Source organism: Bacillus sp. FSL M8-0049, assembly GCF_038593355.1.
GTDB classification, from domain to species: domain Bacteria; phylum Bacillota; class Bacilli; order Bacillales; family Bacillaceae; genus Bacillus; species Bacillus safensis.
Window position 1 is genome coordinate 2,461,001 of record NZ_CP151986.1, and the last position, 24,725, is coordinate 2,485,725.

Annotated in this window: 22 protein-coding genes, 1 pseudogene and 1 other annotated feature; of the genes and pseudogenes, 4 read left to right on the forward strand and 19 right to left on the reverse strand. The window is 41.4% G+C overall.

Features of this window, described 5'->3' with window-relative positions:
- Positions 1-168: 168 nt before the first annotated feature.
- The 12 genes from lonB to ilvE all read right to left on the reverse strand — a co-directional run bounded on the left by lonB (position 169) and on the right by ilvE (position 15,437).
- A complete protein-coding gene (lonB, locus tag NSU13_RS12710) occupies positions 169-1,830 on the reverse strand; it encodes an ATP-dependent protease LonB (RefSeq protein WP_024423179.1) in 1,662 nt (553 codons plus the stop codon).
- A gap of 137 nt (positions 1,831-1,967) precedes the next feature.
- Positions 1,968-3,233: an ATP-dependent protease ATP-binding subunit ClpX gene (gene clpX / locus NSU13_RS12715; RefSeq protein ID WP_024423180.1), complete on the reverse strand. Its 1,266-nt coding sequence runs from the start codon at positions 3,231-3,233 to the stop codon at positions 1,968-1,970.
- Positions 3,234-3,484: 251 nt separating this feature from the next.
- Positions 3,485-4,759, reverse strand: a complete 1,275-nt coding sequence (gene tig, locus NSU13_RS12720; protein ID WP_034279803.1) for a trigger factor — start codon at positions 4,757-4,759, stop codon at positions 3,485-3,487.
- A gap of 240 nt (positions 4,760-4,999) precedes the next feature.
- Positions 5,000-6,007 carry a DNA damage checkpoint antagonist DdcA gene (gene ddcA, locus NSU13_RS12725; RefSeq protein ID WP_034279801.1) on the reverse strand — a complete coding sequence of 336 codons (1,008 nt, stop codon included), beginning with the start codon at positions 6,005-6,007 and terminating at the stop codon, positions 5,000-5,002.
- A 125-nt stretch (positions 6,008-6,132) separates the two neighbouring features.
- Positions 6,133-6,732: a 3-isopropylmalate dehydratase small subunit gene (gene leuD, locus NSU13_RS12730; protein WP_081124635.1), complete on the reverse strand. Its 600-nt coding sequence runs from the start codon at positions 6,730-6,732 to the stop codon at positions 6,133-6,135.
- Positions 6,733-6,745: 13 nt separating this feature from the next.
- Positions 6,746-8,161: a 3-isopropylmalate dehydratase large subunit gene (gene leuC, locus NSU13_RS12735; RefSeq protein ID WP_025092482.1), complete on the reverse strand. Its 1,416-nt coding sequence runs from the start codon at positions 8,159-8,161 to the stop codon at positions 6,746-6,748.
- A gap of 40 nt (positions 8,162-8,201) precedes the next feature.
- A complete protein-coding gene (gene leuB / locus NSU13_RS12740; RefSeq protein ID WP_061109432.1) occupies positions 8,202-9,299 on the reverse strand; it encodes a 3-isopropylmalate dehydrogenase in 1,098 nt (365 codons plus the stop codon).
- A gap of 18 nt (positions 9,300-9,317) precedes the next feature.
- Complete coding sequence (locus tag NSU13_RS12745) at positions 9,318-10,871, reverse strand: 2-isopropylmalate synthase (RefSeq protein ID WP_034279793.1); 1,554 nt, start codon at positions 10,869-10,871, stop codon at positions 9,318-9,320.
- Entirely contained in the window at positions 10,858-11,886 is a 1,029-nt protein-coding gene (gene ilvC, locus NSU13_RS12750) for a ketol-acid reductoisomerase (protein ID WP_024423187.1), read from the reverse strand. Before ilvC ends, NSU13_RS12745 begins: the two co-directional genes overlap by 14 nt.
- Before the next feature lie 18 nt (positions 11,887-11,904).
- Positions 11,905-12,423 (reverse strand): acetolactate synthase small subunit, encoded by a 519-nt coding sequence (ilvN, locus tag NSU13_RS12755; protein ID WP_007501584.1) that lies wholly within the window; start codon positions 12,421-12,423, stop codon positions 11,905-11,907.
- On the reverse strand, positions 12,420-14,144 hold the full coding sequence (gene ilvB, locus NSU13_RS12760; protein ID WP_025092480.1) for an acetolactate synthase large subunit: 1,725 nt from the start codon (positions 14,142-14,144) through the stop codon (positions 12,420-12,422). The genes ilvN and ilvB overlap by 4 nt, the downstream gene beginning before the upstream one ends.
- Before the next feature lie 122 nt (positions 14,145-14,266).
- Positions 14,267-14,514: a binding site (T-box leader), on the reverse strand.
- 8 nt (positions 14,515-14,522) lie between these two features.
- Positions 14,523-15,437: a branched-chain-amino-acid transaminase gene (gene ilvE, locus NSU13_RS12765; protein WP_070326430.1), complete on the reverse strand. Its 915-nt coding sequence runs from the start codon at positions 15,435-15,437 to the stop codon at positions 14,523-14,525.
- A gap of 433 nt (positions 15,438-15,870) precedes the next feature.
- Here ilvE and NSU13_RS12770 point away from each other — a divergent pair, with 433 nt between their 5' ends.
- Complete coding sequence (locus NSU13_RS12770) at positions 15,871-16,914, forward strand: lactonase family protein (protein WP_342489547.1); 1,044 nt, start codon at positions 15,871-15,873, stop codon at positions 16,912-16,914.
- A gap of 32 nt (positions 16,915-16,946) precedes the next feature.
- On the opposite strand, the gene NSU13_RS12775 is transcribed toward NSU13_RS12770, so the two are convergent.
- The 7 genes from NSU13_RS12775 to NSU13_RS12805 form a co-directional block, all read right to left on the reverse strand.
- Entirely contained in the window at positions 16,947-17,366 is a 420-nt protein-coding gene (locus tag NSU13_RS12775; RefSeq protein ID WP_034279788.1) for a YkvA family protein, read from the reverse strand.
- A gap of 95 nt (positions 17,367-17,461) precedes the next feature.
- A complete protein-coding gene (gene dltD, locus NSU13_RS12780) occupies positions 17,462-18,628 on the reverse strand; it encodes a D-alanyl-lipoteichoic acid biosynthesis protein DltD (RefSeq protein WP_025092477.1) in 1,167 nt (388 codons plus the stop codon).
- Entirely contained in the window at positions 18,628-18,864 is a 237-nt protein-coding gene (dltC, locus tag NSU13_RS12785; protein ID WP_024423191.1) for a D-alanine--poly(phosphoribitol) ligase subunit 2, read from the reverse strand. Before dltC ends, dltD begins: the two co-directional genes overlap by 1 nt.
- 21 nt (positions 18,865-18,885) lie before the next feature.
- Entirely contained in the window at positions 18,886-20,070 is a 1,185-nt protein-coding gene (dltB, locus tag NSU13_RS12790) for a D-alanyl-lipoteichoic acid biosynthesis protein DltB (RefSeq protein WP_024427822.1), read from the reverse strand.
- On the reverse strand, positions 20,067-21,572 hold the full coding sequence (gene dltA, locus NSU13_RS12795) for a D-alanine--poly(phosphoribitol) ligase subunit DltA (RefSeq protein WP_101676802.1): 1,506 nt from the start codon (positions 21,570-21,572) through the stop codon (positions 20,067-20,069). Before dltA ends, dltB begins: the two co-directional genes overlap by 4 nt.
- Before the next feature lie 14 nt (positions 21,573-21,586).
- On the reverse strand, positions 21,587-21,736 hold the full coding sequence (locus NSU13_RS12800) for a teichoic acid D-Ala incorporation-associated protein DltX (RefSeq protein ID WP_024427820.1): 150 nt from the start codon (positions 21,734-21,736) through the stop codon (positions 21,587-21,589).
- 252 nt (positions 21,737-21,988) lie between these two features.
- Positions 21,989-23,212, reverse strand: a complete 1,224-nt coding sequence (locus NSU13_RS12805; RefSeq protein WP_211044153.1) for a DUF1668 domain-containing protein — start codon at positions 23,210-23,212, stop codon at positions 21,989-21,991.
- A gap of 225 nt (positions 23,213-23,437) precedes the next feature.
- On the opposite strand from NSU13_RS12805, the gene NSU13_RS12810 reads away from it, so the two are divergent.
- The 3 genes and pseudogenes from NSU13_RS12810 (at position 23,438) to NSU13_RS12820 (ending at position 24,569) form a co-directional block, all read left to right on the forward strand.
- Complete coding sequence (locus NSU13_RS12810) at positions 23,438-23,578, forward strand: hypothetical protein (protein WP_080769767.1); 141 nt, start codon at positions 23,438-23,440, stop codon at positions 23,576-23,578.
- A gap of 83 nt (positions 23,579-23,661) precedes the next feature.
- Positions 23,662-24,209, forward strand: a pseudogene (locus NSU13_RS12815) (polymorphic toxin type 50 domain-containing protein); the annotation flags it as partial.
- 21 nt (positions 24,210-24,230) lie between these two features.
- On the forward strand, positions 24,231-24,569 hold the full coding sequence (locus NSU13_RS12820; protein WP_211043145.1) for a hypothetical protein: 339 nt from the start codon (positions 24,231-24,233) through the stop codon (positions 24,567-24,569).
- Positions 24,570-24,725 lie beyond the last annotated feature (156 nt).

The following is a 24,725-nucleotide window of genomic DNA, read 5'->3' on the forward strand; positions in this document are numbered from 1 at the left end:
GATTGACACCTCCGTCACTAGTATGAATCATTATAATATACCTGTTTCAGTCTTGTACAATGTAAAAGACTTGAGAAATGATGATCTTACCGTAGTATACCCTTTCTTTTTATCTTGAAAAAGAAAAAAAGATCTATTTCACTAAAAAATCCCCATATGTGATGGGGATTAAACAGATTTTCTTTTCATTTCCTCTTCTAGTCCATCTTTCTTCTCGTCTGGCGGGTTGACCAAACACTGATCCAGCACTTCTTGGAAGTGCTTCACAGGCACAATGGTGACGCCTTCAATCTCTTTTAAGATCGACTGCTGGTTGTCATAAGGAATAATCACGGTTGTGGCACCAGCCTGTTTCGCCGCCTTAATCTTCGGTATCACACCGCCGATCGGCTTCACCTGACCCTGCAATCCAATTTCACCTGTCATCGCTGTCAGATGATCAATCGGGATTTGATGAATGGCAGAGAAAATCGCCGCCGCCATGGCAATCCCAGCAGACGGTCCATCAATAGGGGCACCGCCTGGAAAATTAATATGGATGTCATATTCATTTGTCCGTATGCCCAAGTTTCTCAGCACTGTTAATACATTTTCAACTGATCCTTTAGCCATACTTTTTCGTCTAATGGATTTCGATTGACTGCCAATGCTTTCTTCTTCTGCAATGCCTGTAATGTTGATACTTCCTTTTTCGAGTGCCTTACATATATTCACTTCAATCTCGAGCAAGGCTCCGCTGTTTGGTCCGTAGACAGCCAGACCATTCACTACACCGACTTTTGGCTTTTCCGGTACTTTTTGTTCATATCTTGGTGTCAGCTGGCTTGAGTGAATGACCCACTCGACATCGGCGATCGTGATGTCTTTTCGGTTTTCTGTGACGGCCATTCCAGCAGCGATCTGCACCATATTGACTGCTTCACGGCCATTTTTCACATATGAGGTTAACAGGTTCAGCCCTTCATCACATAATTCCTTTTGGATTTTCTGGACAGCCTTAGCAGCGACAATTTTCAGTTCATGCTGGTCAAGGTCCTTAAAGAAAATTTCCAAACACCTCGATCGAATCGCTGGTGGAATTTCTTCAGGTGTTCTTGTCGTGGCACCTATCAATCGAAAATCAGCCGGAAGTCCATTTTGAAAAATGTCATGAATGTGATTCGGAATTTGAGTGTTCTCCTCACTGTAGTAAGCACTGTCTAAAAATACTTTCCGATCTTCAAGGACTTTCAGCATTTTGTTCATTTGAATCGGATGCAGTTCGCCAATTTCATCGATAAACAGAACCCCGCCATGCGCATGCGTAACGGCTCCTTGTTTTGGCTGCGGTATGCCTGCCTGGCCCATCGCTCCTGCCCCTTGGTAAATCGGGTCATGCACGGAACCAATGAGCGGGTCTGCGATGCCCCGTTCATCGAACCTTGCGGTTGTGGCATCGAGTTCTACAAATACCGCATCTTTCTTAAACGGTGAATCAGCATGACGTTTCGCTTCTTCCATGACAAGACGAGCAGCGGCTGTTTTACCAACCCCCGGGGGTCCGTAGACAATGACATGCTGAGGATTCGGTCCGCACAGCGCTGCTTTTAGAGCACGAATGCCGTCTTCCTGCCCTACAATATCTTGAAATCCCTTTGGCCGGACTCTCTCTGATAAAGGCTCACTCAGCTTGATTGACCGCATCTTTCTGAGTGCTTCCATTTCTTTTTTTGATTCTTTGTCTATCGTCACCTTTTGTGTGCGCTGATTACGCAGTAAGTTCCAAAAGTACAGCCCGATGACGATACCAAAGAACAGCTGTATAAATAATACGATTCCTGTCCAGCTCAATCGGTGCTCCCTCCTTCATCTATCGTATGTATTGGTTTCTGTCTGCTAGTATTTCCTAGAGCTGGACGGAATAAACACGTCTTCTGCGATAAATAAAAAACTCCTGAATCAAAATGATTCAGGAGTGATAACTTCTCTTATGCAGATGTTTTTGTATCTTTATTGACGACTGTGCCATCCTTTAACACAAGACGCGGCGGCTCACCATCAGCAACCGTTGCACCAGTGATGACACATTTTTCAATATCATCACGAGATGGAAGGTCAAACATGACATCAAGCATGATGCCTTCAATGATCGAGCGAAGACCACGAGCCCCTGTTTTACGCTCAATTGCTTTTTTCGCAATTTCGCTAAGAGCATCTTCTTCAAATTCAAGCTCTACATCGTCAAGCTCAAGCATTTTTGTATATTGCTTAACAAGCGCATTTTTAGGCTTCGTCAAGATTTCTACAAGTGCTTTTTCATCTAACGGCTCTAGGCTTGCAATAACCGGCAGGCGGCCGATGAATTCTGGAATTAAACCGAAGCGAAGCAAGTCTTCTGGCAGTACTTTTGATAGAAGGACTTCTTTTTCAAGATCTTCGACTTTATTTTCCGCACCGAATCCAATTACTTTTTGACCTAAGCGGCGTTTGATGATTTGCTCAATCCCGTCAAAGGCTCCTCCACAAATGAAGAGGATGTTCGTCGTATCAATTTGAATGAATTCTTGATGCGGATGCTTACGTCCACCTTGAGGCGGTACACTAGCGACTGTTCCTTCAAGAATTTTCAAAAGGGCTTGCTGGACGCCTTCCCCAGATACATCGCGAGTGATAGAAGGGTTTTCTGATTTTCTTGCTACTTTATCGATCTCATCGATGTAGATAATACCTTTTTCCGCTTTTTCTACATCATAATCCGCTGCCTGGATCAGCTTTAGTAAAATATTCTCTACGTCTTCACCAACATAACCTGCTTCAGTTAATGATGTAGCATCTGCGATCGCAAATGGAACATTTAAAATACGTGCAAGTGTTTGAGCAAGTAATGTTTTACCGCTTCCTGTTGGTCCAATCATAGAAATATTACTTTTCGAAAGCTCAACATCATCAATCTTGCTGTTTGAATTGATCCGTTTGTAGTGGTTATACACCGCTACAGCTAAGGATTTTTTCGCATTGTCTTGTCCGATGACATATTCATCAAGAATCTCCCGAATTTCATGAGGCTTCGGAACATCCTTGAATTCAACTTCTTCCTCTGTGCCGAGCTCTTCTTCAACTATTTCCGTGCAAAGCTCGATACATTCATCACATATATATACGCCAGGTCCTGCGACCAGTTTACGCACTTGATCTTGCGTTTTTCCGCAAAACGAGCATTTTAATTGACCTTTTTCCTCGTTGAATTTAAACATTCTTTCACCCCTTATTCTTCTTCACTTGCCTGTAGCTAACAGTCAGCTACCTTTCTGGGTCCAGTATGTATGCATTTTACCATACTTTCCTAAAAGACGGTAACGATGTGTTTCTAACACTGCACATTGAGATATGTATGACAGAAAGATGCGACTTACACTATCGTTTCCAAAAGAAGCGATGATAAGTCAAAAATTGTACAAAACAAGGCACGAGTCACTCGCGCCCTGTTTTATTATTATGCACCATATTAACGGTTTTCTACAAGAAAATCAATTGCTTTACGAACTTTTAGATCTTCTTTCATTGCTTCAGTAGATCCGATCGCTTGTTTGATATTTTCAATTGGCATGTTGTATGCTTCAGCCATTTTTGAAAGTTCTTCTTCCACTTCTTCGTCAGACACTTGTAAGTTTTCTGCAGCAGCAATTGCTTCAAGTGTTAGGTTAGATTTTACGCGTTTAGCAGCATCTTCTTTCATTTGCTCTTTCAGCGCATCTTCATCTTGTCCAGAGAATTGGAAGTAAAGCTCAAGGTTCATTCCTTGCATTTGAAGACGTTGTTCGAATTCTTTCATCATGCGGTCTAGCTCTGTGTCAACCATCGCTTGTGGGATGTCAACTTCCGCATTTTCAGAAGCTTTCGCAACTAGCTCTTCACGAAGTTTTCCTTCTGCTTCGTTTTCTTTTGCTTCTTCAAGACGTTTCTTCGTTTTTTCAGTTAATTCAGCAAGCGTTTCTACTTCTTCATCAACATCTTTAGCGAACTCATCGTCAAGTGCTGGAAGTTCTTTTGCTTTGATTTCATGAATTTTCACTTTGAATACAGCTGGTTTACCTGCAAGGTCTTCAGCGTGGTATTCTTCTGGGAATGTAACTTCTACGTCTTTTTCAGCGCCAGCTTCAAGACCAACTAATTGCTCTTCGAAACCTGGGATGAATGAACCAGAACCAACTTCAAGAGAGTAGTTCTCAGCTTTTCCGCCTTCGAATGCTTCTCCATCAACGAATCCTTCGAAATCAAGAACAACTGTATCGCCGTTTTCGATTGCGCCTTCTTCTTTGACAACAAGCTCTGCTTGACGGTTTTGCATGCCTTTTAGCTCTTCTTGTACATCTTCATCAGTGACAGCTGTGTCGTCTTTTTCTACGTTAAGACCTTTGTAGTCACCAAGTTTTACTTCAGGCTTCACAGTTACTTTTGCAGTGAAGATTAAGCTTTCGCCTTTTTCGATTTTCTCAACATCGATTTCAGGGCGGTCAACTGGCTCGATACCAGCTTCGTCGATTGCTTTTGGATATTCAACTGGAAGAAGAATATCTAATGCATCTTGATAAAGAGATTCTACACCAAAACGCTGCTCGAAAAGACCACGTGGTACTTTCCCTTTACGGAATCCAGGAATCGATACTTGCTTAACCACTTTCTTAAATGCATCATCAAGTGCTTTGTTAAATGTTTCAGCGTCAACTTCTACAGTTAGAACGCCTTCGTTACCTTCTTGTTTTTCCCATTTTACTGACATGTGTGTTTCCCTCCAAAAATCTATTCAGATTGTGCGTTGCTCCATTCTAAAGCATCATAAAGACTTCGTCCAATCAAAAACCACGCACTCCGCTAAGAAGCTTGCATTATGTATACAACATTTGACTTGATTATACATATCGTCTTTCAACCGTTGGAATCTGACAACTGCACTATATATGCACAAATACAACCATTATATTATAACATAACAAGTCCGTCTTTCAACTAAATCGACAAATTACAAATAAGAAATTTCTTCAATATCTTTCAGCATTGTGCAAGCTTCTCTCAGCTCTCGTTCGTTAAATTCATACAATAAATGCAATTCTTCGAGTTCAATCTCGATCCCATGCATTTCATAGCCGACTTTATGAAGTGCCGCTGCCCAAAGACTCGGATCTGTGTATTTAGGAAGAAATGGATACAGCACAAATAAGTGCCGGCGCCATAACTCTTCCACGCCTTGGTAAAGGGTCGGATTCTCATTGCCGAGCGTGTCATCGAGCATACGAAGCACTTGCTGGAGAAGCGGCATCTGCTCTGGCTTTACAGCCTCAGAAGGAATAAGGGTTAAAGAATCACCGAATTTCGTCACATGAACCGGCTTTGCCACATCATGATCTGCCAGAAGCTGCAGGATCATTGATTTGACCAAAGGGTTCCCATCAGGGTTTTGTAAGATGGTATTTAATAGACCCATGTGCGGTGTGATGTTCCGGTCTTTCAACGAATGGATAAACTGTACCTGTTCTTCCGGCCGCTTTAGCATGTCATCTATGTTGATCTCACTTCCGGCGTCCTCATCTTCATCTAAAATCTCTTCAGGTGATTCGATCATTTTTCTGCTAAATTCGAGCAGCTTGTAAAAATGCTCCGCGCTTTCTGCTGGAAGGTGGTTTTCCTCGAGCACAGCCTCAATCGTCTGTTTGACTTCTTCATATTCTTTCAGCTGAATGAGGATCGTCATATACACTTGTAGCACAGTGAAATAGTGACCATATCCTTCATGCAGCATTTTTTCACAAACACGCTTTGCATCCTGCAGCTCACCCAGCTCCAGAAAACAAATGGCCATTCCGAGGTGAATATCGGATTCTTCATCGTCATCATACGATTTTGCTTCTGAAAACAAGTGAAGCGCCTCTTGATACTGTTTATCTTTTAATGCTGCCATTCCTTTTTCAATCAGTCTTTCTTTCAGACCAGGAAACAAAATGACATTATCTTTCTTCTTGTCATGCTTCATGCTTACGTTCCTTTCGGGCGCATATTTTTTATCAGTTTACCAACGAAGATTAGTAAACACAAGTAACGAGAGGTTTTCATGCAAAAAAGAAGCCGTCACACCTCGGGCGGACAGCTTCTCGTTGCTTAAGCGCGCAGCCAGCTGCTGCGCTTTTCTTCAAATGCTTGAATGTCATCTTCTAATAGTAATGTTAATGAAATCTCATCATAACCATTTAGGAGCATTTCTCTCCAGTGAGGGTCGACTTGAAAAGGGGTGATATTCCCTTCATGATCTTCTATCTGCTGTTTTTCAAGATCAACCGTCATCTCATACCCTTTGTTCTCATATGACGCAGCGAAGGTTTTCCACACATCATAATCAAGGCGAATCGGAAGCATCCCATTTTTAAAGCAGTTTTGATGAAATATATCTGCGAATGATGGTGCGATGACAATTTTAAAGCCATAATCATCAAGCGCCCAAGGAGCATGTTCCCTAGATGATCCGCAGCCAAAGTTCTCCCCTGCGATCAAAATGGATGCTCCTTCATAGATCGGCTGATTTAGTTCGAAATCTGAATTTGGGCTGCCATCGGCTAAATAACGCCAGTCGAAAAAGGCAAAGCGGCCATATCCTGTTCGTTCGATTCTTTTTAAAAATTGCTTCGGAATAATTTGATCTGTATCTACATTGATACGGTTAAGCACAGCGGCTTTTCCTTTATGAGTGACTAAAGGCTCCATCTATGACAACTCCTTACACGACTGTTTTCTCTTGATTAAACTTCCTGACATCGACAAAGCGGCCATGTATCGCAGCCATTGCAGCCATTGCCGGGCTGACAAGATGCGTTCTCGCACCCTTCCCTTGACGCCCTTCAAAGTTACGGTTTGATGTGGACGCGCAGCGTTCACCCTCCGGTACCACATCGTTATTCATACTAAGGCACATACTGCAGCCTGATTCTCTCCATTCAAATCCTGCTTCAAGGAAGATTTCATGAAGACCTTCTTTTTCTGCTTGCAATTTGACACTTTGAGAGCCAGGCACCACAATCGCTCTGACATGATCTGCTACTTTTTGTCCTTCAATCATAGAAGCGGCTTGGCGTAAATCAGTCATTCTTGAGTTCGTACATGAGCCGATAAAGACATGCTCAATCGTAATATCTTCTATACGCTGATGCGGATGGACACCCATGTATTCATAAGCACGAATCGCTTCTTTTTGATCATCTTCTTGTGCAAAGTCCTCAGGTCCTGGGATTGATGCATCCACAGGGAGTACCATTCCTGGGTTAATTCCCCACGTGACCATTGGTGAAATCTGATTTCCATCTAACACAATGGTTTTATCGTAGGTTGCACCTGGGTCTGTTCTAAGTTCTTCCCATTCTTTAATAGCTGCTTCGAAGTCTTCGCCCTGCGGTGCATATTTGCGGCCGCGGCAATATTCGAAGGTGACTTCATCAGGTGCAATCAATCCTGCTCTTGCGCCTGCTTCAATTGACATATTACAAACGGTCATCCGCTCATCCATCGTCATGTTTCTGAATACTTCCCCAGTGTATTCAATGACATAACCTGAGCCGAACTTCACGCCGTGCGCACCAATGACGGCTAAAATGACATCTTTGGCGGTTACCCCTTTTTGAAGCTTTCCGTCTACTCTAATTTCTAGCGTTTTCGGACGCTGCTGCCAAAGTGTTTGTGTAGAAAGTACATGTTCAACCTCACTAGTACCGATCCCAAAGGCAAGTGCGCCAAACGCGCCGTGAGTTGATGTATGACTATCTCCACAAACGATTGTTTTCCCCGGAAGTGTCAATCCAAGCTCAGGTCCAACGACATGGACGATTCCTTGGTCAACACTGTGAAGGTCAGCAAGACGAACGCCAAATTCCGCACAGTTGCGCTCTAAGGCACTCACTTGCTTTTTAGCAATCTCATCTTTGATCACAAATCGATTCACAGTTGGGATGTTGTGATCCATCGTCGCAAACGTGTTTTGAGGTCTTCTCACCTTGCGCCCTTTTTGTCTTAATCCTTCAAATGCTTGAGGTGATGTCACTTCATGCACCAAGTGCAGATCAATATATAAAAGGTCTGGTTTTCCCTCGCCGCTTTTGACTACATGCTGATCCCATATTTTTTCGATGATTGTTCGAGGCATAACCCTTTTCCTCCCTCTACCTAATTCCACAAGATTCTATTTACACAATGGTTTGCACGCGCTGCTTGAGTGCGTCTACAACCGCATTAGTGATTTCTTCAGTCGTTTGATAAGTTCCCTCTTTTGCTGCTAAATCTTTTGTTCGTTTGCCAGAGGCAAGAACAGCTTCGACAGCTTCTTCTATTGCAGCCGCTTCTTCTTCTAATGCAAAGGAAGTTCTAAGCAAGCTTGCTGCTGATAAAATGGTTGCCAGAGGGTTTGCAACGTTTTGCCCCGCAATATCGGGTGCTGAACCATGAATCGGCTCATATAAATGAAGGCCTGTGCTTGATAAACTAGCAGATGGCAGCATGCCGAGTGATCCAGTAATCATAGAAGCTTCGTCACTTAAAATATCGCCGAACATATTCTCTGTCACAATGACATCAAATTGAGCGGGCTTGTAAATCAGCTGCATGGCAGCATTATCGACGAGCATATGCTCAAATTCAACTTCTGGATATTGGGCAGCAACTTCTTCTACTGCATCCCGCCATAGTTTACTAGAAGCAAGAACATTCGCTTTATCCACAGACGTCACTTTTTTCCGTCTTGTTAACGCCATATCGAACGCTTCTTTTAATACGCGGACAATTTCTTCCTTTGTATAAAGGAGCGTATCAACGGCAGCTTCTTTTCCTTCATCATCCGTATAGCGTTCGCTTGGTTCACCAAAATAGAGACCGCCTGTTAATTCACGAACGATGACGAAATCAACTCCGTTAATGTGATCTTGTTTTAACGGAGATGCCTCACTTAAGCTATCGAACACCTTTACAGGGCGGATGTTGGCAAATAAGTCCAGCTGTTTACGAATGGCGAGCAGGCCTTTTTCTGGACGAAGCTCTGGCGGGTTTTGATCCCACTTTGGTCCGCCGACTGCTCCTAATAAAATCGCATCAGCGCCTTTGCATACATCTACTGTTTCCTTTGGAAGCGGGTTATTTTTTTCATCTATTGCGATACCGCCAATTAGCGCAGTTTCAAATTCGAATTCGTGTCTAAATTGAGCCGCTGTCTCTTGAAGGACTGCGACTGCAGATGTCACGACTTCCGGTCCGATTCCATCGCCGGGCAAAAGTGCAATTTTCTTTTTCATGAGAACCTTCCTCCTTTCCTATGAAATCGCGTGATGTTTCTCAATTTCAATCAGATTTGATTTGAAGATTAAATGCCTGTTCACTGCATTGACGTAAGCTTTTGCCGATGCTTCAAGTACATCTTGCGCTACACCGCGTCCTGCTGTTTCTTTTCCTTCTATTGAAACAGTGACATATACTTCTGCTAGTGCATCTCTGCCTTTTCCATTTGATTGAATGCGGTAGTCCAGCAAATGAATTCTTTCTTCCATACAGCGCTCAAGCGTGTTGTACACAGCCTCTACACTGCCTGCACCTGTAGCTGCTTCTTGAATGACTTCCTGTGTTTCTTGGTTTTTCAGAGAAACTGTTGCTGTTGGCATTTGTTCTGTTCCATAGTGCACTTGCAGACTTTCAAATTCATAGCCGATTTTTCGGTCTGCTACTTTTTCTTCTAATATAATAGAGATCAAATCATCATCTGTAATTTCTTTCTTCTTCTCTGTCAAGTTCTTGAAAGTCTCAAAGAATTTATTGATTTCGTCTTCCGTTAGTTTAAAGCCTAGTGTTTTCAGACGGTCTTTAAACGCGTGTCTTCCGGAGTGTTTTCCAAGGACAAGCACATCTGTTGTCACACCGACAAGCTCTGGAGAAATAATTTCATAGGTTGTTTTTTCTTTGAGGAAACCATCTTGGTGAATACCTGATTCATGTGCAAAAGCGTTGTTTCCAACGACTGCTTTATTACGCGGCACAATCATTCCTGAGTATTTGCTCACTACATCACTTGTACGCTTAATTTCATTCAATTGAATCGTTGATTCGACCTGGTAAAAGTCTTTTCGAATATGAAGAGCTACTGCAATTTCTTCTAAAGCAGCATTTCCAGCGCGCTCGCCAATTCCGTTGACAGCCGTTTCAATTTGATCTGCTCCATTTTCAATGGCAGCAAGTGAGTTTGCCACAGCCATTCCTAGATCATCGTGACAGTGAGCGGACAAGTTGACGCGGTCGATATTTGGAACGTGTTCCTTCATATATTTAAAGATGTTTCCGTACTCTTTTGGCGCTAGGTATCCAACTGTATCTGGCAAGTTAATGACACTCGCCCCAGCGTCAATCACCTTTTCTACAATTTCTGCCAAGAAAGCAAGATCTGTACGGCACGCATCTTCTGCTGACCATTGGACAACTGGAAAACGTTCTTTCGCATATTTCACCATTGCGACTGCCTGTTCTACGACTTCTTCACGTGTTTTCTTGAGTTTATGCTTCAGGTGAATGTCAGAAGTGGCAATAAAGACATGAAGCCTTGGCTCCACTCCATCTTTTAATGCTTCCCATGCAGCATCAATGTCACCTTTCACACATCGTGCAAGACCAGCTACAGAACAGCTTTTAATCGTTCTTGCTATTTCTTGTACGCCTAAGAAATCCCCTCGGGATGAAGCGGGAAAACCCGCTTCAATGATATTAACCCCAAGGCGCTCAAGCTGCTTTGCAATGATTAGCTTTTCTTGTGCATTTAAGTTCACTCCTGGAGATTGCTCTCCATCTCGAAGTGTTGTGTCAAAAAAATTAATTTTCCGCACCGACGCTCACCGCTTCCTTTTTCTTTCCTTGTTTAACGAAAGGCATCATTTCACGAAGCTTTCTACCAACGATTTCAATTTGGTGCTCATTTTCATTTGCATTGATTGCATTGAAACGCGGACGATTCACTTGGTTTTCAACAATCCATTCTTTTGCAAATGTTCCGTTTTGGATATCAGTCAAAACAGCTTTCATTGATTCTTTTACTTTTGCATCCACAACACGAGGTCCTGATACGAAGTCACCCCATTGTGCTGTATCAGAGATTGAATATCTCATGCCTTCTAATCCTTCTTCATACATAAGGTCAACGATTAATTTCAGTTCATGCAGACACTCGAAGTATGCAAGCTCTGGCTGATAACCAGCTTCTGTTAACGTTTCGAATCCTGCTTTTACTAGTGAAGTAAGACCTCCACAAAGAACTGCCTGCTCACCGAATAGATCCGTTTCTGTTTCTTCTTTAAATGTTGTTTCAAGAACGCCCGCTCTTGCTCCGCCGATCGCTTTTGCATAAGCAAGTGCTTTGTCTTTCGCTTGGCCAGATACATCTTGATAGATAGCAAATAGGGCAGGTACACCAGCGCCTTGCTCATATGTTCTTCTCACAAGATGTCCTGGACCTTTTGGAGCTACAAGATACACGTCTACGTCACTTGGAGGAACAATTTGATGGAAGTGAACGTTGAATCCGTGTGCGAATACAAGTGAGTTGCCAGCTTCTAATTGATCTTTGATTTCTTCATCATATACTTTCTTTTGCTGCTCATCTGGAAGTAGTACCATGACTACGTCTGCTTGTGCTGCTGCTTCTTTTACTGTGAACACTTGATGGCCGTCTTCTTGTGCTTTTGTATAAGATCCGCCTTTTCTCACGCCGACAATAACATCTACGCCGCTTTCTTTTAAGTTCAACGCATGTGCATGACCTTGTGAACCGTAACCAATGATTGCTACCTTTTGACCATTTAATACGTTTTCTTGAATATCACCGTTATAATATACTTTTACCATTTGACTCTCTCCTTTTGTTTAGACAATTGAAATTGTTTTATTTGTTTGCGGCTTTTGCTGATTATCTCTCGCAAAGGCCGTGGTGCCAGTTCTGGCGACTTCTTTAATGCCGTATGGCTTAAGTAATTCAATGAGTGCTTCAATTTTTGAAGACTCACCTGTCACCTGAATGACGACACTCTCTCTGCTTACATCTACAATAGAAGCTCTAAAAGGTTCAATGACCCCTGTGATCTCCATTCTTGATGCTGGTGCAGATACGACTTTTATCAAAGCCAGCTCTCGCTGAACGATTGATTGGTTTGTAATGTCTGTTACTTTCAGAACATCGATTTGTTTGTTCAGCTGTTTTGTCAGCTGTTCGATGTCTTTCTCCTGGTCTACATGGACGACGAACGTGATGCGTGATACATCTTGAATCTCAGAATGGCCGACCGTAATGCTTTCAATGTTGTAGTGTCTTTTAGTAAAGAGGCCTGTGATTCTGTTCAGTACGCCTGATCGATTTAATACAGTCAACACAATAATTCTTTTCAAGGTTTCACCCCCACCATCTCATGAAGTCCTTTCCCCGGTGCTACCATCGGGAATACTTTTTCATCTCTCGCTACATTGACATCGATGAAAACAGGCTCTCTAGAGGTTAAGGCTTCTTCAAGCTTTTCTTTCGCCTCTTCGTCTGATGAGATTCTGATTCCTTTAATGCCATAAGCTTCAGATAATTTGACGAAGTCTGGCTGCTCTGAAAATTTAGAATGTGAGTAGCGTTCTTCGTAGAAAATTTCTTGCCATTGTCTTACCATTCCAAGGCTGTGATTATTGAGTACAATCACTTTGACTGGAAGGTTCAGCTCACGGATAACGGCAAGTTCTTGCAGGGTCATTTGGAAACCTCCGTCTCCTAAAATTGCCACAACAGTTGCCTCTTGATCAGCCAGCTGAGCGCCGATGGCTGCTGGTAATCCGAAGCCCATTGTGCCAAGACCTCCAGATGTGACCCACTTATCTGCATTTTCAAATGGATAGAACTGTGCCGCCCACATTTGATGCTGTCCGACATCAGTTGCGACAATGGCTTCACCTTTTGTGAATTGATGAATGTATTCAATCAGCTTTTGAGGCTTAAAGCCTTCTGCTTCGTTTTCAACGTACCAGAGTGGATATTCTTCCTTCCACTGATCTAATTGATTTTTCCATTCGTCTGATTCCCCTTGCTTCCCGTCCTGCTTGATCAGCTCTTCAAGAACGAGCTTACTGTCTCCAACAACCGGGATATGGGTATGAATGTTCTTGCCAATTTCCGCTGGGTCGATGTCAATATGAGCCACCTTCGCATGTTTCGCAAAATGATTAAGGTTGCCTGTTACCCTGTCATCAAATCTTGCTCCGATTGAAATGAGCAGGTCACATTGATGAAGAGCCATGTTCGCTGCATATGTGCCATGCATACCGGCCATCCCTAGGAAAAGAGGATGCTTTGCCGGGAATCCGCCAAGTCCAAGCAATGTATGAGCGACTGGGATTTGCTGCTGCTCTACATACTGTCTTAATTCTTCAGATGCTTTGCCATGAAGAACGCCAGCTCCTGCTAGAATGACTGGTTTCTTCGCTCTGCTGACAGCTTCTACTAATTTGCGAATTTGCAAATAGTTTGGCTCTACTTTTGGCTGATAACCAGGTAAATCAATTGGCTGATCATATTCAAACGTTCCTTCAATGCCTGCGACATCTTTTGGAATATCAATCAAGACTGGACCAGGTCTGCCTGTTGTTGCGATATGGAACGCCTCTTTAATGACACCCGGTAATTCCTCTGGATTTCTTACTTGGTAGCTGTGCTTTGTAATTGGCATTGTGATGCCGAGTACATCAGCTTCTTGGAAAGCATCCGATCCAATGACTGACGTTGCCACCTGCCCTGTGAATACAACAAGGGGAAGTGAATCAATCATCGCATCTGCAATTCCTGTCACAAGGTTTGTCGCTCCCGGCCCTGATGTGGCTATGACAACACCCGGTTTACCAGATACTCTTGCGTATCCTTCTGCTGCGTGAATCGCTCCCTGCTCATGTCTTGGCAGGACATGAAATAAACCAGAATCGTAAATTTTATCGTAGATTGGCAAAACCGCTCCGCCCGGATAGCCGAAAATGACTTCTACTTTTTCTCTTTTAAGTGCTTCAATTAACATGAGTGCACCGTTCATCGTTTGTGGCGCTTTTGATTTTTCCGTCTCCATTTGTACATTTGTCCCCATTTGATTTCCTCCTCTTTGTCTTGCTTCAGTCAAGTCCTTTCACCCTTTTCTATTCAAGATAGAGATATGAGACCATATAAAAAAGCCTTCTCACCCCACAATGACACTACTTTTCACTAGGTCAAAGGGGCGAAAAAGCTTTGTTTTTTCGCGGTACCACCCTTGTTCACGGCATATCCTGCTGCCGTCTCATGGACATCTTTCGTCCATTTTGGTAACGAGTGAGCAATGTCACTCGGTCTGCCCTACTATCATTTCAAGCAGACACTCAGAGGTGAGTTCACTTTAGAAAGTAACACCGGTTTCCAGCTAGCACCGGCTCTCTGTAGATACTGACTCTAAAGCTACTAGTCCTCTTCAACGTTTATCGATATCTATTTAGCTTGCATGAATGTTTTCATTTGCAAAAACGACTTTTTCTCCTTCTTCAACTACTCGCTTGCGGAATTGTTCAAGAAGTTTGTTTGTGTGGAATCCAGGTTTCCCTTCACCGATTGTACGGCCGTCAACTTTTACAACGGCGATGACTTCGGCTGCGGTTCCTGTTAGAAATACTTCTTCAGCTGTATACACATCGTGTCTTGTGAATGGTTCTTCTTTCACTTCGTATCCTAAGTCTTCTGCAATCTCCATGATGGCATTTCTTGTAATGCCTTCAAGTGCGCCGATATAACCTGGCGGTGTATAAAGCTTGCCTTTTTTATAAATAAACACGTTGTCAGCAGAACCTTCCGCCACGTACCCTTGATCGTTCAGCATCAGCGCTTCACTCACACCGGCCATATGGGCTTCAATTCGGACAAGAATGTTATTCAAATAATTTAATGATTTCACTTTTGGGCTAAGGACATCTGGACGATTTCGTCTTGTTGGAACCGTCACAATATCAATACCCGTTTCATATAGGTGCTTTGGAAAAATGGCCAGCGGCTCTACAATGATCACTGTATTGGCTCTCCCGCAGTTGTTAGGATCTAATCCAAGATCACCTGCTCCTCTTGAGACGACAAGGCGGATATAGGCATCCTTTAGGCCGTTCCTTTCAACTGTATGAATCATTTTCTCCGTGAGTTCCTCAAGTGAATATGGAATGTTCAGCATAATGGATCTGGCGGAATCATACAGGCGGTCTAAATGTTCTTTCATTCGAAAGATATTTCCGTTATATACGCGAATCCCTTCGAACACACCGTCGCCATATAAGAAGCCATGATCGTAAACTGAAATTTTCGCATCCTCTTTTTTCACGAGTTCATCGTTTAAAAAGATCCACTGTTCCTTTTGGTCTTCCATTTTCAGTGAGCACCCTCTCTTTCAAACAAAAAGTAGTTGAATTTTCAGACACTTTATATTGAAGTGTCTCTCGCTTGCACTGCGTGTTTGTTTAGCTTTTGTTGAACCCATCTTACGCCGCTTTCCATACAGTGTCAACAGCATTTTTAAAATTATTAGACAATTTAGACTAATCAAAATTAAATGTATACGCTTACACCTTTGCTAGACAAGGAATGAAAAAACTTAAAATTTTTTGTATTTTTTCTTCAATTTATTTACTTTACATGAACGCTTTTCTTTTGAGAAAACTTTTGTGATATTTTTTCACATGATTTTTGATGAATATTGTGAGATTTCAATGACTTCGTTTTTTCTTTTGACATGCCTTTCTAAAGCGTTTTCCTATGAATTTATGATAGAATGAGAGCATCTAATAGAAGGAGGGCAATACATGGCTAACATCAGAGGTTATATTGGTACGTATACAAAGGCAGACAGTAAAGGTGTTTATACGTTTACATTAAATACGGACAAGCAGCAGATTGAGCAAGTAGAAGTCGCTGCTGAACTTGAAAATCCTACATATTTAACCGTGTCAGAGGATCAAAAGTTTGTTTATGCTGTTGTGAAAAAGGGCTCACAGGGCGGCCTTGCTGCGTATCAAATTGATTCAACGACAGGCAGACTTCACTTCATCAACCAAGAGCTTGCCGATGGAGCTTCTCCTTGCCACGTCAGCGTGGACAGTCAAACGAAAACGGCGTATACAGCGAATTATCATAAAGGGACAGCAGAGATGTATGAAATCGATGCTGAAACTGGCTCAGTGATCCGCACGCTCTCACAGGCGCAGCATGAAGGAACTGGCCCTAACGAAGATCGTCAGGAAAAACCGCACACTCACTTTATGGGTCTCACGCCAGATGAACAATTTGCAGTAGCTGTTGACCTTGGAACAGATGGAATTTATACGTATAAGAAAGAAGACGGCAAACTTGAGCTTGCTCATACATTTGAAACAAAGCCTGGCAGCGGACCTCGTCATATCACATTCCACCCAACGAAACCTGTGGCATATGTAATGACAGAGCTAAGCTCCGAGGTCATTGTGCTTCGTTACTTTGAAGATGGTCATTTTGAAGAGATCCAAACAATCGCGACCATTCCAAGCGATTTTACAGAGAACAATCAAGGCAGTGCCATTAATGTCTCTTCAGACGGACAATTTGTTTATGCAGGAAATCGCGGTCATGATAGCATTGCGATTTTTAAAGCAGATGATGACGGCCAATTAAGCCTAGTCGAGATTGCTTCTTCTGAAGGAAACTGGCCTAGAGATTTTGTGCTTGATCCAACAGAAGAATTCCTCGTCGGTTCAAACCAAGAATCTAGCAATCTTGTGTTATACAAACGCGACAAAGAAACAGGACGTCTCACTGTCTTACAATCAGACATTACCGTCCCTCATCCAGTTTGCGTGAAATTTTTAGGGTAAAGAAAAAAGCCTCCAATAACGGAGGCTTTTCTTTATGCAGACGGCATACCGCCATCCTCAAGCTTTTGATCAATCAGAGACGTATCCGTTTTTTCACCGAACCATTTTGACAGCCTGTCTTTTGCTTTCCCTTTCACATCATCATCAATGTACATTGCTACTTGAAGCAGAGCAAATGTGATGGCTCCTAAATCATCTGTGTAGCCGACGCCAATCAATGTATCCGGAATGAGATCAAGTGGAAGGATAAAATAGCCGAGTGCTCCAATAATCAAGGTCTTTGCTTTGACCGGCACTTCGGGTTTTTGCAATGTATAGTAAAGTAATAGCACAGCATAGACAAGAGAGACACCTGCTTTTTGTGCCGTCTTTTTTAACTTTTCCCAAAAGGCATGATCATTAAAATGCTTCTTTGAACGCTTTAATAGTTCTTTTTTCTCAGAACGATTCATCATATCGCCTCCATCTACAGCATAGCCCTTTTCCCTCAGTTATACAAGATATCCGCTGATTCGACAAACAAAAAGCAGCAGAAAGCTGCTGCATTCTACTGCTCTTTGTAAAACTTTTCAATTGCCTTATCGATGTACACCCATCCTTTATAAGACACATGAATCGTATCTTTAAAGAAATATGGATCGTACTCATGCTTAGTCAAATCCGCGACTTCATACCCATTATCTCGAATTTGACGATTGATTTTTTCATAATAACCTGTACGGCCTTCTTTCGGAAAACCGGTGTAATCATACCACTTTCCGTTGACAGGAATCGTCACAAACAAAGGCTTCGCCCCTGCCTGTTTTAAAATATCCAGCATGATTTGAAAATCTTTGTATTCTGGTGATTCGGCATAAGAATGACCTTCACGGGAATCCTTCATCTTTTTCATAATCGGTTTCAGCTTGTGGTCAAACAGTTTTTGGTTAATATAAAACGGGTTGTCCCCTGCTCTTTTCGCACCAAAAATGCTCGCTTCTTTTTCAAGCTCAGCCCATGTTTTTCCTTTGACTGAAGGAGACGGTTGAAGCTTGCGCTCATGCCCCGATCCAATCGTATAGTACATGTCTTTCTTTTGAAGCATACCATAATACATTTTCGCAATAGGAGAAATCGCGCCATAAGCGAACTTGTTCCCAGATAGCTCTGCTTTAAAAAGCTCTGTAATCACCATGTCGTTTTTGACTGCTTTAAACTTCATGATTCTTTTAATCAGTTCTTTTTTCACAGTTGGATCAATTTCTTTATTATAGGCGAGATTCAGCGCTTGAAGCGCTGAATAGTTAGGTGCAAAGTGATTCTCGTCAGATCCCCATTTCACAAACCACTGCGGAGACACGATAAATACAAGCTTCTTCCCTTTTAATTCATCCATATGCGCTGCGAAGTTCATCGCATGAATTAATGATTGCGATCCACCTTTTCCAATAAGATAAGGTGTAAACCCTTGAGGATTCTCATGAAAGAAATTCGAAGGGTGATATGGATCAAAACGTGATAGTTCAGAAGATCCATAGATCGGCAAATAAGTTGGATCTTTTAGCATTTCATCTTGTAAATAGAGCCCTTGAAACATCCCTGGATCTAATTCTGTGGCTGACTTTTGTAATTTGTCTTTTGGGATCAGGTGTGAAAGCCATGCATTTGGTACAAGAAGAACACCAATGAATAGAACAGCCGCTAAAATAAGCGGCCCAAAAAAACGCTTTTTCATTACTTCATCTCTGCCAGCTGCTCAGCAATATGATTCGGCGTATCCCACACATCACGATCGAATTCTGTAATCGGAACAGTGATTCCGAGTTGACTTTCAATTGCCATAAGCAGTTCTACTGTACCAAATGAATCAAGAAGACCTTCTTCAAAAATCGCAATCTCTGGATTTTCTTTCACAACGTCATCCTGACAAACCTCTGCAATAATACCGTATACTTGATTTTTAAATTCCATAATTTTCTACTCCCTTAATCATTAATGATGAAATGGTTTTCCTGAAAAAATATAAAATCCGAAACAAATCACATGGAATGTAATAATGATCGACACAACCATTGTGACCTTATTATCCGGCCACCACTTGTGCTTTTTATTCCATTTCTCAAATAAATTGTAACCGGACATGACAACTGCATGATATAGTCCGTAAATAATATATTGAAGGGCAAGACCATGCCAAGCACCCATCAATAGAAAAAGGACAAAGTACCCAATATTTGATACAGCCATTCGGTTCTTGATCCACTTCTTTTTAGTCATAAAGAACACAAATCTCATAAACACGTAGTCTCTGAACCAGAAGGACAGGGACATGTGCCAGCGATTCCAGAAGTCTTTAATGTTTCGGCTGATAAACGGTTTATTAAAGTTCTCTGGTGATTTAATCCCCATAATATAACTCACACCTACAGCAAATGCTGTATATCCAGCAAAGTCAAAGAACAAATACATGCTGTAAGCATACATATATGTTAACTGCTGAACAAAGTGACTGCTGCTAATGTGATGGATATTCATCAGAATATATGTGTGAATCAGATAGCCAATAATGAACTTATATAAGAAGCCAATAAAAATTTTATGAATACCGGCATATAGAAGATCACTGTATGCTTCTTTTTCAGGCGGCGTATCCATATCCTTTTCAAATCGGCGGTAACGGTCAATCGGACCTGATGAAATCGTCGGGAAAAAGACAATGAAATAGACCAAACGGTGAATCGGGATTTTCTTCTTAATCAAGCCGTCTCTTGTTTCAATAATTAACTGAACACCTTTAAATGTTAAGTACGAGATCCCCAAAAAGCTCAGCCAGTTCATTGGCGGCGGCTGGTGCGGCTGATGAGTTAAAAAGAATGGTAAAATCTTAGACAGCACAAGCGGCAAAATAGATGCCACCACTGCTGCATAGAAAACAGATGCCTGATTCGCCTTTAACCGATATGCAAGGTACAGGCGGATGATGAAGACTTGCCACACCGTGAACAAGAAGAGCAGCAGCGCGCCATGGGCATCCTTTGAGAAAATAAGTGCCAGCGCCACCACCGTTGCAAACATGTTGTAGCCCTGCATTCTTTTGCCGCGAAGACCAAGAATGATCGTCGGCAAAAGAAGAATACCAATTAGAATGAAGAAAAAGAATGAACTAAACGGAATCATAGAAGAACCTCTTTCGCGATTCTCTTACGGTCAACCTTCCCGTTTGGCGTCATGTACAGCTGCTCAAGATACACAAATTTTCTTGGAATCATGTACGCTGGCAGTGAATCCGCCATTTCCTTCTTAATCGCACTTGTCAGCTGATACTCTTTTTCAAATGAATGAGCTGCTGGAACAATCGCTGCAATCAAGTACTCGACATGACCGTTTGGCTGGAATGGCACAATCACACAAGCATTGACATAGGTTGTCTCGCTCACATGATATTCAATTTCTTCAAGCTCCATCCGATATCCATGAAGCTTAATTTGATAGTCGAGACGGCCATGGCACGTAATTAATCCATCCTGCGCCACACCTGCGTCACCTGTACGGTAAGCAGGGCGTCCCTCGTATTCAAAGAACACTTTATCCGTTAAGGCTTGTTCACCTAAGTAGCCTCTCGTGACGCTTGGGCCCACGATGACAATTTCCCCTTTTTCACCATCAGGAAGTGTCTTGCCTTCTTCATCTAAAATGACGATGTCTGTATCAGGTTTGGCATAGCCGACTGGTAAAGAATCGTGCTGATCAAGAATCGCCTGCGTGACTTCAATTGATGTGATCGCAACAGTTGCTTCAGTCGGACCATACGTATTAAAGACCTGCGCCTTTGGAAAACGCTCCAGAAGTGCACTTGCTACAGCTACAGGAAGCGCCTCACCGCAGAACAAGAAAACTTTCAGCTCAGGTAAAAGCTCCCCTGTAAAGGAAGGGTCCATTAAGCACATTTGCACAAAAGAAGGTGTTGATGTCCACACTTCAACGTCAGATTGACCAAGTGCTGCAAACATATCCTTTGGCTTATTGACGAGATCTTTTACTAAACAGTAAAGCGTGCCGCCTGATTGAAGCGCTGGATAAAGATCCATCACTGATAAGTCAAAAGAAAATGGTGCTTGATTTAAGAATGTGCGTCGCTCACCAATTGGGAAGTCACGGCACATCCAATCTGTAAAGCTTTCTAAATTATTGGCAGTTACCTGAACGCCTTTCGGTTTTCCTGTACTGCCAGAAGTATAAATAATGTAGAAAACATCATCTTGTTGAACCCACTGCGTGAATGGCGGTGCTTCTTTTTCAAGTGCTAAAAGCGATGCCGCACTCTTCACTTCAATGTGTTCTTCTACATCTAATACATTCTGCTCATTTGCACAAATCAATAGACTGGCTTTTGAGCTTTCAATAATTGAGACGATACGCTCGACAGGTATTGAGATGTCGACCGGAATATATGGTCTGCCTGATTTCACACTGCCTAAGAAAGAAATCAGCATCTCTGGCTCCATATGACCGTATACAATGACAGGTTCACTGCCAGCTGCGACTGCATCGATCGCACCAGCCATTTGGTCTGATAAATGCCAAAGCTCATCATATGTGATCGAAGCATGTTGAGAAACAAATGCTGGCTGTGTTGGTTTCGTTTGCTGGTATTCATGAATCGTTTGTAATAGTTTCATAATTTAATCTCCAATTAAAAATCGTTGTAAATGAATGATCCCGTATTTGCTGTATGGAATCCGTAAATAAAGAACAATAATAGCAAAATAAGTAAGTAAAAGCTTGTATATCCTATCCATTTTACAGACTTATTTTCTGATAGCTTTTTGAATAGCATATTGATAACCTCTTTTCTTTTGACACTTATAGAGACGCATGACTCATTCAAAGAGTTTCATATCAAACGATAAAATTTTTAAGAAATGCTAAAAAAATGTCGAACCTTGGAACGTCTCTTTTGAGCAAAGCTGTCTTATTGTAACAAAGATTTAATGTATTTGAAATGAAATTCGATCTTAAATTTGCCTTAAAATTGCTGAAAGCTGTCGAACTAACGCAAAAGCCACCTAGTTGGACTAGATGGCATTGATTTCATTTACTTCTTATATTTATTGACTTCGAACATGAGAATGTTTTTGAACACCACATAATCCTTTTTACTTTCAAAAGGACCTTTGTTGTTGTCATGCTCATCAATTTCATAAAAACCTGGTCCTTCTCCGGCATCACGTTTTTTGTACCAGGATAGGAAAGCGTTGACTTCTTTCATTGAAAGGTCATACTCTTTCTGTAAGCCATTGACCATGGTGATGATGAGAAGGGCATCGCCGTCTTCATCGTTTGCATCATCTTTAGGCGGTGTGGTTGGTTCTGGATCTTTGTCACCAGGTGTTTCTGTGTTGTTTGGGAATTGCAGGTCTTTTAAAGATAAAGAGATGACGGATTTGTAGTTTTGATCTGCAATCTCTGTATAATTCACATTATAATCTCGACCGCCAATAACGTATAAAGTATCGTCAATAATGACAGAGGAAGCACCTATACGAGGATTGTGATAAGGTACATCAACACCTATAATTTCTTCTTTATTAGCATCATAAATATTTAATTTTCTAGTTGAAGAGGCAGGAAATATCATATTTCCTTTATAAGTAACGCCAGTTAAATAACCTGAAAGATTTTTTTTCTTAAATGACCAAACTCCTTTGTTTGTGTCATACTCAAAAACTTGGCGATTATCGTTCTGTCCAATGATATAAAACTTCTCTTTTAAAACTAAACCGGTTGCACCCTCTGTTTTCACATTTAGAGGAGCTTCCTCTTTCCATGTTTGACTGGTTAGATCATAACTAAAAAATTCTTTACCGCCTAGTACATAAATTTTATTTCCAATAACACCCGCTTGAACGTTATAAGAGCCTTTTGATTTGCTGATAAAGGGAATATCAGGTAGTTTTTCCCATTCATCTTTTTTTGTATCATACACTTCGAACTTATTATAAGTAAAACCCGTATGTTTTCCAGCAAGGACATAAATTTTTGAACCTACTACTACTGATGCTGCTCCCCCTCTTCCAGTTGGTATATTATTTTTTTTAGTCCATTTATTTATAGATGGATCATATTCTAACGTTTCTTTGTCCGCATTAAACCCACCAATTACATAAATTTTCCCATCTACAGCATTAGCTACAGCTCCCACTCTTGCTGTTGGCAAATCAGCTAATTGATTCCACTCATCCTTAGCCGCATGTACCATTTGAATTGACTGCGTGAATGAAAGAATTACTAGTAACATCATGACGATCCATTTTTTCAAAAATAACACTCCCTTTTCATTATCTTACTTCTTCATTATCGGAGTGTTTTTAAATTTTTATAGAATAATTGATCTTTTTAAGGAGAAATTAATAGTAAAAAAGCATTAGAAAGGGCCTTACTAAAGAGAGCCTCTTAAAATAGCAAGTTCAATCAGAAACTGCCTGAGACTATAATCAGAGAACAATTTTAAAAAACCCATGGCTTTGCGATAAAAGATTTTTATATGGAGTGTCACATTCCCTTTTTGCAATTCTTTCAGATTGTCATTGAAGAGTACAGCAGTGCGCTAAAAAAGACAAAACAGTTGAAGTTATTCGAGATGGAATGCTATATCGGTTACGAATATCGGATCAAAACAAAGTGAATATTGAAAGCATCACAAAAATTTCTGATGTGAAAACGGGTGAACAAACCTCAAAAATCTTACATACAGCGGTTGAATTTACAGGAATAAATGATGCCATTCAAGTCATCACAGGGAGAGACCCTGTCACAGGTGACAAAGTTGCTGACATGGACCGTCTAGTATCAAGCTTGTACATGATACCAGGAGCTAAAATCGCTAAAGTTGGAAAATACGCATTTAAAATAATGAAAGGAGATAAAGCAGCCAAGAAGATTGTCAAAACACCTTCCTTCGGCAAACATTCCGTACCAAAAGGTCCGTATCGTGAAGTAAATGGTTTCCCGGCAAAAGTAAAACCAGGTGTTCAAGAGAAACATATTCCTGATACACCTAACTATAAACAGGAGATAGCTAATGGTAAAAAACAAAGAGTATCTTCTTTGGAGATAATAAAAAAGCACAAAAATTGCTTGATAAACATGCAGGTACTGGTGATATGTTAAAAACAAAAAATAAAGAAAGAGTGGATTTTGGTCAAGTCATAGGAGAGCATTACAATACAGAGACCAATAAGTATGAAGAGACTACAAGAGGCATTATACATTATAGTAAAAACGGCGCTCACATCGTGCCTTCACAACCATCCTAAATATGAGAAAAGAGGATTGACATGGAACCTGATTCTTTATTTAAAACATTATCAAAATACAAAAATAGAGACCTTAAATTGGAATATGAAAATGGATTAAGGCTAATCGGTAGAACTGATACATTTTTTGAAACTGATAACGGTCTAGAAGATGATGACATCAATTATAAAGAATATTACGCTACAGTCTTTCAAGTAAATAAGATTTTATCTCCTCCCCTTATTAATGAAAAAGACAGTTTATATACTTGGTTAATTGAGGGAAACACTTTGTTTGAGATTTCTCTTTATGAAGATACACCAAATGCAGTTTATATGGCAGACGGTCAAAAAATATGGGAATTGGCCAGTAATGAATAACTAAGAAAAGCCCCTCCATGTCGGAAGGGCTTTTCTTTTACTTCTGCTTTATTTCAACATATTTTAGTAGGATGTGTACTCAGCTTTACACCCTGGACATACAAGAAGATGTCGTTTAATGCCACGTCCGATTTTCATAATCCTAGAACAGAACTT